Origin of the sequence: Mycobacterium szulgai (assembly GCF_002116635.1) — a bacterium.
Classification (GTDB): domain Bacteria; phylum Actinomycetota; class Actinomycetes; order Mycobacteriales; family Mycobacteriaceae; genus Mycobacterium; species Mycobacterium szulgai.
In genome coordinates, this window is the sequence record NZ_LQPW01000123.1 from 23,453 (window position 1) to 38,208 (window position 14,756).

A 14,756-nucleotide genomic window follows, 5' to 3' on the forward strand; every position below is an offset into this window, starting at 1 on the left:
GGGTTCACGCTCATCAGTTCTCCTCGCTACTTCAGGGAATTGATGGGATGCATTGTGCTGCAGGCTAATTCAAATATCACGCAGGTGCAGCGACGGTGTCTTCGGCGGCGAGCGTATCCGATAGATGTTGAGCCAGCGCGCGCACGGTGTTGTGGGTGACGATGTCCTTCGGGGAGATTCGAATCCCGGTCTCGGTTTCGATGCGGGTGCGCAGTTCGAGGGCGCCCAACGAGTCCACGCCGTACTCGTCGAAGCGGCGGTCCAGGTCTATCGAGCGCCGCAGAATCAGACTGACCTGTTCGGCTACCAGACGACGAAGCCGGGCCGGCCATTCGTCCCGGTGAACATCGTCCAGCTCGGCGCGGAAATGACCTGCGCCCAAACGGATTTGCTCGGCAGCGCGTAGCGCTTCGGCAAACCGGCTGCGTTCTGCGAGCGTGGCCGCCCACGGTGCCCCGGCGATTTGCAGGTACCCGGTGTAAGTGCGGTCATGGCGCAAGAGCGTCTCGAACGCGTCGCTGCCTTCGTCGGGAAGAATCATGTTGGCGTCGCCGCGTGCCGCCATGAACGCGGCGCGCCCGATCTCGGCCCACGCGCCCCAGGCGATCGCGGTAGCGGGCAGGCCTTGGGCGCGACGCCAGTGGGTGAAGCCGTCCAGCCAGCTATTGGCCGCGGCGTAAGCGCCCTGCCCCGGCGAGCCCAACAGCGCCGCTGCCGAGGAGAAGGCGCAGAACCAATCCAGTGGCTGGGTCGCTGTCGCGCGGTGCAGGTGCCAGGCGCCGTAAACCTTGGGTGCCCAGTCGCAGTCGATCAGCTCCTCGGTGATGTTGTCCAGCGTCGCGTCCTCGACGACGGCCGCCCCGTGCAGTACGCCACGCACCGGAAGCCCGGTCGCGGTCGCCACGGCAACCAGCCTCTCTGCGGTATCGGGTGCGCTGATGTCGCCGCACTCCACGGCGATATCCGTTCCGCTGGCTCGAATGAGTTCGACCGTCTCCGAGATCTTTTGGCTGGGTATGGACCGTGAGTTGAGCACGATACGGCCGGCACCGGCCCGGGCCATCTTCTCGGCCAGGAACAGTCCGAGACCGCCCAGGCCGCCGGTGATGATGTAGGCACCGTCGGGGCGGAAGACGCCAACTTGCTCGGGCGGCAACACCACAATGCTGTTTCCGGATTGCGGTATGTCGAGGATGAGCTTGCCGCGGTGTTCGGCTGCGCCCATCACCCTGACCGCGGTGGCTGCCTCGGCGAGCGGGTAGTGCGTGATCTCGGGCATCGGCAGCGAACCATCCGCAGTCAGCCGGTAAACCGTATCCGTGAGTTTCCGGACTCTTTCCGGATGGGTCGCGGTCATGCCCCATAAGTCGAGGGCGAAGAATGTGAGGTTGCGGCGGAAGGGAAATAGTCCCAGCCGGTTATCGGTGTAGATGTCACGCTTGCCGATCTCGACGAATCGTCCTCCATAGGTGAGCAGGTCTAACCCTGCCCGCTGCGCCGCACCGGGCAGGGAGTTGAGCACGATGTCCACGCCTTGGCCGCCGGTGTCCCGGCGGATCTGCTCGGCGAACTCAACGGTTCGAGAGTCGTAGACATGCTCAATACCCATGTCGCGCAATATCTGTCGACGTTTCGGGCTGCCCGCGGTGGCGAAGATCTCGGCACCCGCGGCACGGGCGATAGCGATGGCTGCCTGGCCGACTCCACCGGTCCCGGAGTGGATCAACACCTTTTCTCCGGCTTGGATCCGAGCCAGGTCATGCAGGCCGTACCAGGCGGTGCCCGTTGCGGCGCCTACGGCGGCAGCTTGAGCGTCGGTCAGCCCGGGCGGAATCTTGGCGGTCTGGTTGGCGGCGCAGACGACAAACGATGCCCAGCAGCCGTTGCCGGAGAATCCGCCGACCCGGTCACCGACCCTGAGTTCGGTCACCCCGGGCCCTACCGCGCTCACCACGCCCGCGAAGTCGGTGCCTAGGTCGGTGGGCATACCGAAATCGAACCGGGCGAAGACGCTCAGCGTATCGGCGAAGTTGATGCTAGACGCGGTGACGGCGACCTCGATCTCTCCGGGGCCAGGCGAAACCCGCTCAAACGCGACCAGTTCCATCGTTTGCAGGTCACCGCGCGTGCGGATCTGCATGCGGATCCCATCGCGGCCATGGCGGACCACCGCGGTTCGGCGATCTTCGGGGCCCAGGGGACGCAGGCACAAGCGGGCCGTGTACCACTCGCCGTTGCGCCACGCGGTTTCATCTTCCCTCGACCCGCCCAGTAGTTGCTGGGCTAATTGCTCGGTATCGGTGTGTTCGTCCACGTCGATTTGGACCGGCTGAAGTTGCGGGCATTCGGCGCCAATCACGCGTATCAAGCCACGCAACCCGGCCTGCACCAGGTGGGCGTTGTCTTCGGCCAGCACTACCTCTGCTTGCCGAGTCACGACGTATAGACGTGGGGCGTCACCGGGCAAATCGGCCAACTCGCGGGCGATGCGGACCAACAGACCAACCTGCTCGCGGCCCAGTAGCAAACTGCCCTCATCCGCGTCGCCAATTGCGGGAGGGTACAGGACCACCACACCGCCGACGGGGTTCGCGCGCAGCTGGGCGCCAAGCCGGCCGGGGTTGGCGAACCATTCGCCTTCTTGCGGCCAGTGCAAGGTCGTGCATTGCGCGCGTTGGGATTTCAGCGCGTCGGTCAAGTTGTTTGCGAATTGGTCTGCGACGTCCGAGATGCTGATCAGCAGCCAGGTCGTCGCATCGGCGAGGGCGACCTCCGGCAGCGTGCGCTGCTGCCATTCGATGCTCAGCAGCCGCTCATTGAGCAATCGGTTGGAAGTGCCGGTGCCGGAGACCCCGCTTGCGACCTGCAGCCCCTGCACGCTCAACAGGACGGTCCCGTGCTCGTCCAGCAGATCCAGGTCGGCCTCGGCCTCGGTCGCATCCGCTTGGCGCACATTCGCATAGCAGTAGCGAGCATTGCGGGTCGGGCCAAAGGCGCGCATCCGGCGCACACCCAACGGCAACAGCAGACCGTCGCTACCGGTCGCATCAGCACGAAGAGCGCCGATCGACTGAAAGCAGGCGTCCAGCAGCGCGGGATGGATCTCGTAGGCGCTTTGTTGGGAGCGAATGGAACTGGGTAGCTCGACTTCGGCCAGCACGGTGTGGCCTGCGTGCTCGGCGGTGCGCACGGTGGCCAAACCGGTGAATGCGGGGCCAAACTGAATTCCGCACTTGTCGAAGAACTCTCGCAATTCGGTCCCGTCCGAGCGGTGCGGGTGGGCGGCCAGCAGGGCGGCTATGTCGTACACGGTTGGCGGGCAATCATCCTCAGCGGCATGCAGCATCGCGGTTGCGTGCCGATTTCGGTCCCCGTCCTGGACCGTTTCCACCACGAAGTTGGCGACACCAGGCGAATCAACAGACGCCACGGCGCCGATCTCAGTCCGATCGTCCAACAGCAGCATCTGCTCGAAGCGGATGTCGCGCACCTCGGCGGCTGCGCCGAGGGCCGCCCGTGCGGCGGCCAACGCCATCTCGCAGTAGGCAGCCCCGGGTAGGGACGCCACCTGATGGATCTGATGATCACCCAGCCACGGCAGCGCCTTGGTTCCCACCTCACCGTGCCACGCATGGCGGTCGGCTTCTTCCATCAGCCGCACATGCGAGCCCAACAATGGATGCACGGCAACGGTATTGGCGGCGTGCGCACGACGGTCCGCACCATCGCGGTCGACGAACAGGTGTCGATGAGTCCAGGTCGGCAGTGGAGCATCCAACAGGCGTCCAACCGGATACAGAACCGAGAAATCGATCGCGGCGCCCGCGCTGTGCAGATCCACCAACAGACCTCGCAGGCCGTGCGGCAGTGGTTGTTCGCGGCGCATGCCGGCCAGCATGGCCACCGACATGTCGAGGTTCTTGGCCGTCTGGTCGACGGCATGGATGAGCAGCGGATGCGGTGAAAGCTCGGCGAACACCTGGTGCCCGTCCTCCAGCGCGGCCTGCACCGCCGCGGAGAACCGCACCATGCGACGCAGGTTGTTCACCCAGTAACCGGCGTCGTGCACCGTCGGCTCCCGCGGGTCGAACGCCGTCGCGGAGTAATAGGGGACCTCCGGGGTCATCGGCGTGAGATCGACCAACGCGTCGGCCAGCTCGTCGAGAATCGGATCGACCTGCGGTGTGTGCGATGCGGCGTCGATAGCCACCTCTCGCGCCATCACATCGCGCTGCTCCCACGCGGCGACCAGCTCGCGAACGGTCTGGGCGTCACCGCCAATGACCGTGGACTGCGGCGAGGCCACGACAGCGATCACCACATCGGTCACACCGTGTGCGATCAGTTCCGAATACACGGTCTTGGCCGGTAGTTCCACCGAGGCCATCGCACCGCTGCCGGCGATGCTGGTGATCAGGCGGGAACGGCAACAGACCACCCGCACCCCGTCTTCGACCGACAGCGCTCCGGCGACGACGGCCGCCGCGACCTCACCCAGCGAGTGGCCGATGACCGCTCCCGGGCGCACCCCGTAAGACTTCATCGCGGCCGCCAGCGCTACCTGCATGGTGAACAGGGTCGGCTGCACACGGTCGATTTCGGTCACCTTGTGCGGCGCCGTCATCGCTTCGATCACCGAGAACCCGGATTCCCGCATGATCAGCGGCTCGACTTGTGCGACGGTCGCGGCGAACACCGGTTCGCCCGCCAGCAACTCCGCACCCATGGCGGCCCACTGCGAACCATGCCCGGAGAACACCCATACCGGACCCCGGCTGTCGTGTCCGAATGCGGGCTGATACGCGGTATCACCGTCGGCGATTTCCCGCAGACCCTCGGTCAGCTCCTCGACACTGCCGGCGATGACCGCCGTCCGCACCGGGCGGTGGGCGCGCCGGCGTGCCAGTGTGTAGGCCAAATCCGGCAGCGCCACGTCGTCCTGGTGTTCTTCCACCCACCCGGCGAGCCGGCCGGCGGTGCGGCGCAGTTCCTCCGGCGAAGTGGAAGACAACGCGAACAGCAACGGGCCCGGCACACCTTGTCGAGGCTCGTGCTCGGCGGTTTCGGGAGCTTGTTCCACAATGGCGTGCGCGTTGGTTCCCGAAATCCCGTAGGCCGACACCGCCGCCCGTCGGGGCGCGGCCAGCCCGTCACCTGGCCACGACGTAGTCGTCTGCGGCACAAAGAGTTTCGTCTCAATGGCGGCGAGGTCATCGGGCAGCCGATTGAAGCGCAGATTGCGCGGAACCGCACCGTGGCGCAGCGCGAGGACCGCTTTCATCAGTCCCAGTGCGCCGGCGGCTGACTGGGCATGCCCGAAGTTCGTCTTCACCGACGCGAGCGCGCACGGCTCTTCGGTGCCGTATACCGTTGCCAGGCTGGCGTATTCGACGCCGTCACCGACTGGCGTCCCGGTGCCGTGCGCCTCGACCATCCCGACGCTGCGGGCGTCCACTCCGGCCGCGACCAGTGCGGCCCGATATACCGCGACCTGCGCGTCCTCCGACGGTGTGTGGATGTTGACGGTTCGGCCGTCTTGATTGGCGGCCGTGCCGCGCACGACCGCCAAGATCCGGTCACCATCGCGCAGGGCATCGGGCAGCCGCTTGAACAGCAGCACTACCGAACCCTCGGCCCACACGAACCCGTCCGCCGCGGCGTCGAACGCATGACAGCGTCCGGTCGGTGACAGCACGCCCAATGCGGACGCCGAGCAGCTTTGCCGCGGATCCAGGCCCAGGAAGACACCACCGGCGAAGGCCAGGTTGGTCTCGCCCTCGTGCAGGCTGCGGCATGCCAGATGCACCGCGAGCAGACCGGATGAACATGCGGTATCCACCGTAACCGCAGGACCGTGGATGCCGAGGGCGTAGGCGATCCGCCCGGAGGCCAAGCTGAAATTGGTGCCGGCCAGGGCATGTGGCTTCTCCAGAGCCTGTGCGTCGGCGGTCAGCAATGTGTAGGCGGAATGGGTCAGCCCGACGAACACACCTGCCGGTGAGTCGGCGATCTGTTCGGGTGTGAGGCCGGCGTGCTCCATCGCCTCCCAAGCGGTTTCCAGCAACAGGCGATGCTGCGGGTCGATCGATGTCGCTTCCCGCTCGGTGATGCCGAAGAACGCCGAATCGAAGCCCGCGACGTCGTCCAGGTAGGAGCCCCATTTCGACACCGACCGGCCAGGCACACCCGGCTCTGGGTCGTAGTAGTCGTCGGCGTCCCAGCGGTCGAGTGGGATCTTGGTCACCAGGTCGTCGCCGCGCAGCAGCGCCTGCCATAGCAACTCCGGTGAGTCGATCCCGCCAGGCAGCCGGCACGCCATGCCGATGACCGCAATCGGAGTGACAGGCTTTTCTAGCGCCATTTTGCCTCATCCCAGCTCAACCGGTCCCCTGATGCGTCCGGCAACTCGGCGCAGAAGTTACGGAAAAAAGGTTGAAGAAAAATGGAACAGAGGTTGTATGCAGGCGCAGCGGGCCTGCTCGGTTAGGCCGCGGTCACCGCGCGGTGTGGTGTCGGGGAACCTCGCCCTCGAGCGTCACGCCAGCGTGACGCTCGGCGCCGAGCGTCACACCAGTGTGACGCTCGTGACGCGGTGGCGGGTCATGCCGATTTAGTAGCACATCGCAATGCCGTTGCAGTACAACGGATAACGCTCGACCGGACTGGGCGGCGGCCCGGTCATCTGCAACGAGAACGCCTCCTTCTTCATGTCCGACTGCAGGCCACACACCGCGCCGTGCAGGCTGGTATGGGTGCCGCTCATGGTTTCATCGCTGAACGCGTAGGTGTCGGTGGTGGGTGCGGTGCCCCCACCCGGACATAACACGCCTTCTGACTTATCCACCGTGAAGGTCCACAGCATGCTGGACATCCGCGCTCGGCCGCTGAAGTTCTTCAGCCGATCCTCGCGGGTGATCGGTGCCCCGGCGGTCGAGCTCACCACGTTCAGTGCGCAGTTCATCGCGAAAACGATCGGGTCGGAATAGTCGTTCATGTTCCGGGTTCCCGACGGCTGATCGCACAACGCCGTGATCGTCCAGGTCGATCCCGAGACGCCCGCCTCGTTCAAGGCGTAGGCGCCGTCGGCCGGTGGACCCAACGCCCGCGCCGGTTCACCCGATTCCAGGGCGACTCCGGTGCCAACGGCCAACACGATGCCGGCCCCAGCGGCCAACCCGCGACGGATCTTCATGCCGGTTCTCCCTCCAGGCCAAGCGCTGTCTCCTGAGTATCACAGCGTTGCAGCGCGAACACCAGGAGTGCGGGCGCTTCGTTTATCCTCCGATCGAATGAAATGGCATGAGAGTTCAGGCGGCGATACGAATACAGACCGTTTCGAATCTTTTGGCAAATCGCAATCGGTCTTACCAAGACCATCAATCTTTCGCGATTGTCAACCTTTTAGACAATCGGCGCGAACTGATCGCTAGACGTCATTGTCGATTAACTGCGGTCAATGGCGCCGCCACGTCGAGTGAGTGTGAAGACATGCCAGTCAGCGGCGATCGAGCAGGACCTAGGTCCCCACTTTGCTGCTGTGTGCAGCCAGTCAGCAGAACTGCCAGCGCCGCGCCCAGCAGTGCGGCCACGCGGGCAATTCGTATCATCGTGTTCTTCTGTGCGCTCACCAGACAGCTCCTATCATTTGCCCGGAACTACACCGGGATTACAAATATCGAGTGCAACGGATGCTACCGCGATATTTTGCGAAGTGGAACGAATCGAGGGCTGCAATATTCATGAATGAAATGGGTGATGTAAAACCTGTTTACAAATTGGCGCGGGGAACTCAGGATTCGTTACCCAGCACTTCTCGGGCCAGCTCCCGCAACGCCCGGCGATCCTCCTTCAGCGCCGCCCGGCCGGCCGGGGTGGCCCGGTACACCCGGCGGGTGCGGCCGTCCACCACCTGCTGCTTGGAGATCAGCAGACCATCGGCCTCGAGGCGGTGCAGGGTGGGATACAGCGTGCCGGGGCTGACCCGGTAGCCGTGGCGGCCCAGCTCCCCGGTCAGCCAGGCGCCATGGACCTCGTCGACGGCGGCGTGATGCAGGATGTGCAGTCGCACCGCGGCGCGCTGAAACTCCCGCAACGACATCACCTCGGGCACACTGACGAAACCGATATCGGATAGCGATTCTACGGTGTGCCCGCTCACGAACAGCGCAACAGCAGCATGAAACCGAAGTCCATGTGGATCTGCTGGTGGCAGTGCAACAGCGACAGCCCAGTCTGGTCGGCCACGAAGTCGACCTCCAGGATCTGATAGCCGCCCACCATTGCCACGTCCTTGCGTACGCCTGCGGTGGAAGTGCCTGCGACGTTGGTGATTTCGAAAGTGTGCCGATGCAGATGCATCGGGTGAATGTCGTCGGTGGCGTTGCGAAAGCGCAGCCGGTAGCGCTGCCCGTGCACGATGTCGAGGACGGGACGGTTGGACTCCATGACGAACGGAGTGCCGTTCAGGGTCCACAGATTGAACCCGTTGCTGGCGGCGTTGCGTTTTTCGATGAGCAGGTCGATGACGTGATCGGGCGCCGGGGGATTGGCGCCGGTGCCGAACGCGCGATAGTCCCATTGAAACGGTGGCGGTGGCGCCCATTGGGGCTCGCCGGTGCGGCCGGCGTATTCGACGACGATGCCCATCCCAGCCTGGCGATCCCCGTCAGACAGGTCGCCCAGTATCCAGACGCCAGGGTTATCCATCTGCACGGTCGCCGAGATGCGCTCGGCCGCTCCGAGCCATAACACCGGCACCGCAACGGGTTTGGGCACCGCGTTGCCGTCCAGCGCGACGACGGTGAAGGAGTGTCCGGGCAATGCCAGGCTGCGGCTTTCGGTGGCGCTGCCGTTGAGCACGTGCAGCAGGACCCGCTCGCCGGTACGCACCCGAATGGGATCGCCATGGCCCAGGCTGCGGCCGTTGATCGTGAAGATTTCATAGCCCACCTCGTAGCCGTGCGGCAGTCCGGAGGCCAGCGCGGCGTCCATGGCTTGCTCGCCTTTGTCTCTCAGTTCGGCGACCGGGTCGCCGGCCAGAAAGCCGCCGGGCATGTCCCCGCCCTGGCTCAGGGCGGGTTCAAACTCCTTGAGTGTCAGGAACACTTCGTGGTCGTAACCGCCGGGCTCGGTTTTGGGCTCGATGTAGACCGGGCCCACCAGGCCGCCGTATTGCCCGCCGGTCAGGTCGGCGCCTGGGTTGAGATGGGTGTGGTAGAAGCGGAACCCCGAGGGGCCGGGAGTGAACGAGATTCGGCGCATGCCCTTGGCTGCGATGAATGGCGTGCCTTCTTCGGCGGAGCCGTCGACATCGACCGGAAGGTGCTGACCGTGCCAGTGCAACTGCTCGGGGGTGTCGGTGTCGTTGTACACGTCGATCCGGGTCTGCTTGCCCTCGGTGAAGCGCAGCAGCGGTCCGGGGAACTGGCCGTTGTAGGTGGTCGTCTTGACGACCTTGCCCGGCGCGACTTCCACGTCCGATTGGCCGATGTGCAACGTGTAGTCGGCCTTTCCGCCGGGCGGGTTGTGCGAGCAACCCGCCAGGCCAGTGGCCGCAAGCGCACTCCACTTGAACAGCTCGCGTCGACTAACGGTCACGCTGTTGCACCTTCGTCGCGGACACTCGTACCACGATATCGGAGTCCGATACATGCCGACCGGACTCTAGCTCCAGCGCTGCTGCAGCCAGCTCTTGCGGGAAGCTCCGTTGGGTGAGATATTCGATTGATCAATCAATCAAACCATCCGGGTGGGACCGATTCCTCGCGCCGGGACCGCCTGGTGGACGCGGCGCTGGTGGTATTCGCTCGCCGCGGAGTCGACGGTGCCAGCATCAAGGACATCGGCGCCCAAGCGGGCGTGGCACCGGCGCTGATCTATCACTACTTCCCGAATAAGGAAGCGCTGTTGGCCGCTGCCGTTGAAAAGCACGGATTTCTTCCCGAAATCCGCGCCGCGTCGGCGATCGCGCCGAGCAGGTCCGCATCCGAGTTCTTGCCGGCAATGGTCCGTGGCCTATATGCGCGGTTGAGCGAGCGAATCGACCTGCTGCGAGTGGTCATGGCGCGCTCGCAAACTCACCCCGAGATGCGGGCGGAAATGGCGGCACTGACGGGGGAGGCCGAGACGTTGCTGGCGCAGTATCTGCGAGCCCGAGTCGCAGTTGGCGAACTGCGCGAACATCCCGCCGAAACTGCCGCCCGCACAATGCTATTCACCGTGGTCATGTGGCGGCTCGCCGATGCGCCCGCCGACGAACTCGATACCGTCGTCGAACTGATGCTGGCCGGCCTGCGAGTGAATTCACCACCCGCCCAAGGAGTGGCCGATGCCTGAAAAATCGATGCGCCGCCTGTCTGTCACCGAAATTTTCGTCTTGGCGGCCGTGCTGATCGGAGGTCTTTTCGGGTCGCTGCTGGACCGGTCATTGGTCGCCACTCCTGCGTGGGAACGCCTTGGCGCATCGGCCTGGGCCGATTACAGCCGACAGGCCGATCTGGGTAACGGCGACATCGTCTATCCCGTCGGCGCAATCCTGTGGTGGGGATTGGTGATCGGCGCCGCCATCGCCTACCGCCGGGATGCGGCGGCTCCACGCACGGCCAGGTACCCGATTTATCTGGCCCTGGGATCGGTGCTGGGCGCGATCGTGGCGACGGCGATCGCGGCCCCGGTCATGCAACATGTGGGGGTCATTGCTGATAGCGACACCAGCGCTCTGCACGACGCATTTCAGGTTTTTACCGTATGGGGCGTCTACGTCCGGGGAGCTTTCTTTGGCTTGGTTTTCGTGTGCACTGTCTGGGCTCTGGTCGCGCTGTTGCGGCATCGGTCCCCTGGATAACTATCGCGAGGTCAGCCGCGCATCAATTGACCACCGGCCCGGACCGGCCCACAGCAGGAAGATCAACCCGAGCAGCATGGACAGGTCCGTCCGCGCATCATGGGCCATGCCCCAAAAGCCCGCCACACCCTGAAATCCGCCGGGGCGCAACTCCGGTAGCTTGGTCAAGATGATCGCGCCGAGGATGTCGATGAGCAGCGGAACGGCGGCGAGCCGCGTCAGCAGGCCGAGCAAAATCAAAGTGCCGCAGACGATTTCAACCACCCCATCCAGGTTGGCGAAGAACGTGGCGGCAGGGATCCCGATCCGCTCGAAGCGGCCCGGCCCCAGCTGATGCGGATACAGAAACTTCTGGATACCTTCGCTGAGGAATACCAAGCCCACTAGCAGCCGTATGCAGATCGCCGCGGGTGGCCCCTCGGTATGCAGCAGTCGCCGGAGCGAACCTGTAACCGTCAACTCGGACTCCGATATCGTGTTCCGATAGTCTTCGTAACCGAGCCTACCGCGTCGCGGACAGGCGGAGAGGCGCTGTGGTGGACGCGGATCTGACTGGGGATTCGGTGTTCGGCTTTGACGACGTCGTCGTCGAACGTGACCGGGTACGTGCCCTGGACGGATTCACCGCCGGCATTCCGGCGCGCGGGATAACGGCGATCTTCGGGCCGTCGGGATCGGGCAAGTCAACCCTGCTGCGGTTGTGCAATCGCCTCGAGATTCCGACCAGCGGGCGAGTATCGTTCTGCGACAAGGACATTGCCGGAATCGACCCACTCTGGCTGCGGCGCCGGGTGGGCATGTGCTTCCAGCGGCCGACGCCGTTTCCGGGCACCGTTGCGGACAATCTGCGCGTCGCCGAACCCGAGGCGTCCGAAGCGCGGATGCGCGAAACGCTGGAGCGGGTGGCGCTAACCGGATCAGGAGCAGGATCGTGGCTGGACCGCGAGGCCACCGCGCTCTCCGGCGGTGAGGCGCAGCGGATGTGTCTGGCCCGCACGCTGATGGCCCAGCCGCAGGTTCTGCTGCTCGACGAGCCCACCTCAGCCGTCGACGCCGAAGCGGCTGAGGTGATCGAGCGCGCGGTACGCGAGCTGGCCGGCGAGGGAATCGCGGCCCTGTGGGTGACGCACGATCCGGCCCAGGTGGAGCGTGTCGCTGACCACGTGCTGCATATAGAGCATGGCCGGTGCGTGTCCAGCGGGCGGGGCTCGCGGTGAACGGCCAAGTCGGCTGGATAGGGCTGGCGACGTCGCTGGCCCTGGTCGTCTTGGCCGCGGCCATTTCGTTGTGGCAGCGATTGGGCCTGGAGCGCCAGGTCCTGTGGGCGGCCGCTCGCGCGCTGGTGCAGTTGTTGCTCGTCGGCGGTGCCCTGACGCTGATCTTCGAGCCGGGCCGGACGCTGTGGTGGTCCTGGGCGTGGACGGCCGCCATGATCGCCTACGCCGGAGATGTCGCGCGCCGGCGCGCGCCGGAGGTGCCGCGACTGGCGCCGCTGGCGATCGTCGCATTCACCGCGGCGGCCGCCATTAGCCTGGGCGTGATTTTCGGGCTGCGGGTGTTCCCGCTGCAGGCCAGAACCCTGGTGCCGATCGCGGGGATGATGATCGGCAATTCGATGACCGCGATGGTGCTCGTCGCCCGGCGCCTGGTCGACGAGTTGCGCGACAAGCGTGACGAGGTGGAAGCCCGGCTTGCCCTCGGTCAGCCCTCGCGGCAGGCCGCCGCCCCGTACTTGCGGATTGCATTGCGATCGGCGATATCTCCACAGATCGAAACGACCAAAGCCACCGGGCTGGTGTTTTTGCCGGGCGCCATGACCGGACTCATCCTCGCCGGAGTGCCCCCGGTTCAGGCCGTGCTCGTGCAGGCGGTCGTGATGTTCCTCATCCTCGGCTCGGTCGCGACCACCACCGTCGTCGTCGCCCTCGGACTGGTCGGTCTGGTGTTCACCCGCGACCACCGCCTGCTGCCGCTGGGACAGCGCCGCGAAACCCCGCCGGCCCGCCGCAAACGCTAACCCTTGGGATGCGCTTCGCCGAGCGCTTCGAGAAATGACCGCGCCCAGCGGTCCACGTCATGGGCGAGTACCTGCCGACGCATCGCACGCATCCGGCGCCGGCCCTCCTCGGGCGTCTGGGTGAGCGCGGCTTCGATGGCGTCCTTGACCCCTTCGGTGTCGTGCGGGTTGACCAGGTACGCCTGACGGAGTTCGGCTGCCGCGCCGGTGAATTCGGACAGGACCAGTGCGCCGCCCAGGTCGCTGCGGCAGGCGACGTACTCCTTGGCCACCAGGTTCATCCCGTCACGCAGCGGGGTGACCAGCATGACGTCACTGGCCACGAAAAACGCGATCAGCTCGCTGCGGGGCACCGGCCGATGCAGGTAATGCACCACCGGGTGGCCCACCTCGGCATACTCGCCATTGATGTGGCCGACCTGGCGTTCGATGTCGTTGCGCAGGATCTGATAGCTCTCGACCCGCTCGCGGCTTGGTGTGGCCAGCTGGACGAGAACCGTGTCGTCCCGCTTGGCGCGCCCCTCGGCAAGCAGCTCGTTGAAGGCCTTCAATCGGACGTCGATGCCTTTGGTGTAGTCGAGCCGGTCGACACCGAGCAGGATCTTGCGCGGATTGCCCAGTTCCGCGCGGATCTCCCGGGCCCGGCGCCGGACGTCGCGGTCGCGCGCCGCCTGGTCGAGCGCCCCGGAGTCGATGGAGATGGGGAAGGCGCCCACTCGCACCGTGCGCGTTGCCAGCTCCACCTCGCCGAATCGGGACCGAACGCCCACCGATGCACGAGAAGTGTTGACGCCCAGCAATTGTCGGGCCAGGAAGAGAAAGTTCTGGGCGCCGCCGGCCAGATGGAACCCCACCAGGTCTGCGCCGAGCAGGCCTTCGATGATCTCGGTGCGCCACGGCATTTGCATGAACAGCTCGACCGGCGGAAACGGAATGTGCAGGAAGAACCCGATGGTCAGATCGGGCCGCGTCTCGCGCAGCATCTTCGGCACCAGCTGCAGCTGGTAGTCCTGCACCCAGACCGTCCCGCCCTGGGCGGCCGCGCGTGAGGTGGCTTCGGCGAATCGGCGGTTGACGTCGACGTAGCGGTCCCACCATTCGCGGTGATAGATCGGCTTGACGATGACGTCGTGGTAGAGCGGCCACAGCGCGGCGTTGGAGAAACCCTCGTAATACTCGGCGACGTCGTCGGCGGATAGCGTTACCGGCTGCAGCCGCAGTTCGTCCTGATCGATCGGATCTTCGTCGGCATCGACCACCCCGGGCCAGCCCACCCACGCCCCGCGGCGTTTGCGCAGCAACGGCTCGAGCGCCGTGACGAGCCCGCCGGGGCTGCGTTTCCAAGTTGTGCTGCCGTCGGGCAGGCGTTCCTGGTCGACGGGTAGCCGGTTGGCGACCACCACGAAGTCGGAGTCGCCCCCGCTAGGTCTTTTGGGGCTCCCCTTGGGAGCCATTAGCTCTCGAGCTTCGCCGGCCCAATACCAAGCATCGACAGGAAGACACGGCACTCATCGGCGTCGTTCGCATAGGCGGCGACAACACGCCTGGCCTGGCTCGCGGTGCTGTCGGCCAGCGGTTCCACGTCGCCGATTTCACCATGGTCAGTTTTGGTAGGCATCACACAACTGTAAGCCAAGCGGCTCAATCCGCGCTCAGCGCCTCATCGCGGTGGCGGCCTGGTCGCGGGTTCATTCGGTCCAGTTGAACCTGAAGTAGGAATCCGGCTGGCAATTGTGCGGCTAAACCGCGCGCGAGTGAATGCGTTCGAAGAGTATCTCTTTGAACGAATTCGCACCCTTTATATCCGGCGCACACGGCGCAGACGCGGATTCAATCGGTGCCGTGATAGTCCTTGTGGCAAGTCGACTCGAAGAATCTTTGTCAACCGTAGTGGCG

Annotated in this window: 11 protein-coding genes; 4 read left to right on the forward strand and 7 right to left on the reverse strand. The window is 65.2% G+C overall.

The genetic code is table 11. The features are described 5' to 3' along the window. Positions 1–76: 76 nt before the first annotated feature. From pks2 to AWC27_RS17230, 4 genes are all read right to left on the reverse strand, one after another. Entirely contained in the window at positions 77–6,361 is a 6,285-nt protein-coding gene (gene pks2, locus AWC27_RS17215) for a sulfolipid-1 biosynthesis phthioceranic/hydroxyphthioceranic acid synthase (protein WP_085671597.1), read from the reverse strand. 249 nt (positions 6,362–6,610) lie between these two features. Next, positions 6,611–7,192: a hypothetical protein gene (locus AWC27_RS17220; protein WP_085671598.1), complete on the reverse strand. Its 582-nt coding sequence runs from the start codon at positions 7,190–7,192 to the stop codon at positions 6,611–6,613. A gap of 597 nt (positions 7,193–7,789) precedes the next feature. Next, on the reverse strand, positions 7,790–8,092 hold the full coding sequence (locus AWC27_RS17225; RefSeq protein ID WP_085671629.1) for an Rv3488 family transcriptional regulator: 303 nt from the start codon (positions 8,090–8,092) through the stop codon (positions 7,790–7,792). Between the two features lie 62 nt (positions 8,093–8,154). Next, complete coding sequence (locus AWC27_RS17230; RefSeq protein WP_245847225.1) at positions 8,155–9,597, reverse strand: multicopper oxidase family protein; 1,443 nt, start codon at positions 9,595–9,597, stop codon at positions 8,155–8,157. A gap of 126 nt (positions 9,598–9,723) precedes the next feature. Here AWC27_RS17230 and AWC27_RS17235 point away from each other — a divergent pair, with 126 nt between their 5' ends. Further along, complete coding sequence (locus AWC27_RS17235) at positions 9,724–10,335, forward strand: TetR/AcrR family transcriptional regulator (protein WP_169726811.1); 612 nt, start codon at positions 9,724–9,726, stop codon at positions 10,333–10,335. Continuing rightward, positions 10,328–10,843 (forward strand): hypothetical protein, encoded by a 516-nt coding sequence (locus AWC27_RS17240; RefSeq protein ID WP_085671601.1) that lies wholly within the window; start codon positions 10,328–10,330, stop codon positions 10,841–10,843. The genes AWC27_RS17235 and AWC27_RS17240 overlap by 8 nt, the downstream gene beginning before the upstream one ends. On the opposite strand, the gene AWC27_RS17245 is transcribed toward AWC27_RS17240, so the two are convergent. Continuing rightward, complete coding sequence (locus tag AWC27_RS17245) at positions 10,844–11,272, reverse strand: DoxX family protein (RefSeq protein WP_085671630.1); 429 nt, start codon at positions 11,270–11,272, stop codon at positions 10,844–10,846. Between the two features lie 107 nt (positions 11,273–11,379). Here AWC27_RS17245 and AWC27_RS17250 point away from each other — a divergent pair, with 107 nt between their 5' ends. After that, positions 11,380–12,060, forward strand: a complete 681-nt coding sequence (locus tag AWC27_RS17250) for an ABC transporter ATP-binding protein (RefSeq protein WP_372516866.1) — start codon at positions 11,380–11,382, stop codon at positions 12,058–12,060. Beyond that, a complete protein-coding gene (locus AWC27_RS17255) occupies positions 12,057–12,860 on the forward strand; it encodes an ABC transporter permease (protein WP_085671632.1) in 804 nt (267 codons plus the stop codon). The genes AWC27_RS17250 and AWC27_RS17255 overlap by 4 nt, the downstream gene beginning before the upstream one ends. Here AWC27_RS17255 and AWC27_RS17260 read toward each other — a convergent pair. Both AWC27_RS17260 and AWC27_RS30315 read right to left on the reverse strand, forming a co-directional pair. Further along, entirely contained in the window at positions 12,857–14,314 is a 1,458-nt protein-coding gene (locus AWC27_RS17260; RefSeq protein ID WP_085671602.1) for an alpha,alpha-trehalose-phosphate synthase (UDP-forming), read from the reverse strand. The genes AWC27_RS17255 and AWC27_RS17260 overlap by 4 nt on opposite strands. Beyond that, on the reverse strand, positions 14,314–14,478 hold the full coding sequence (locus tag AWC27_RS30315) for a hypothetical protein (protein WP_139801788.1): 165 nt from the start codon (positions 14,476–14,478) through the stop codon (positions 14,314–14,316). The genes AWC27_RS17260 and AWC27_RS30315 overlap by 1 nt, the downstream gene beginning before the upstream one ends. Positions 14,479–14,756 lie beyond the last annotated feature (278 nt).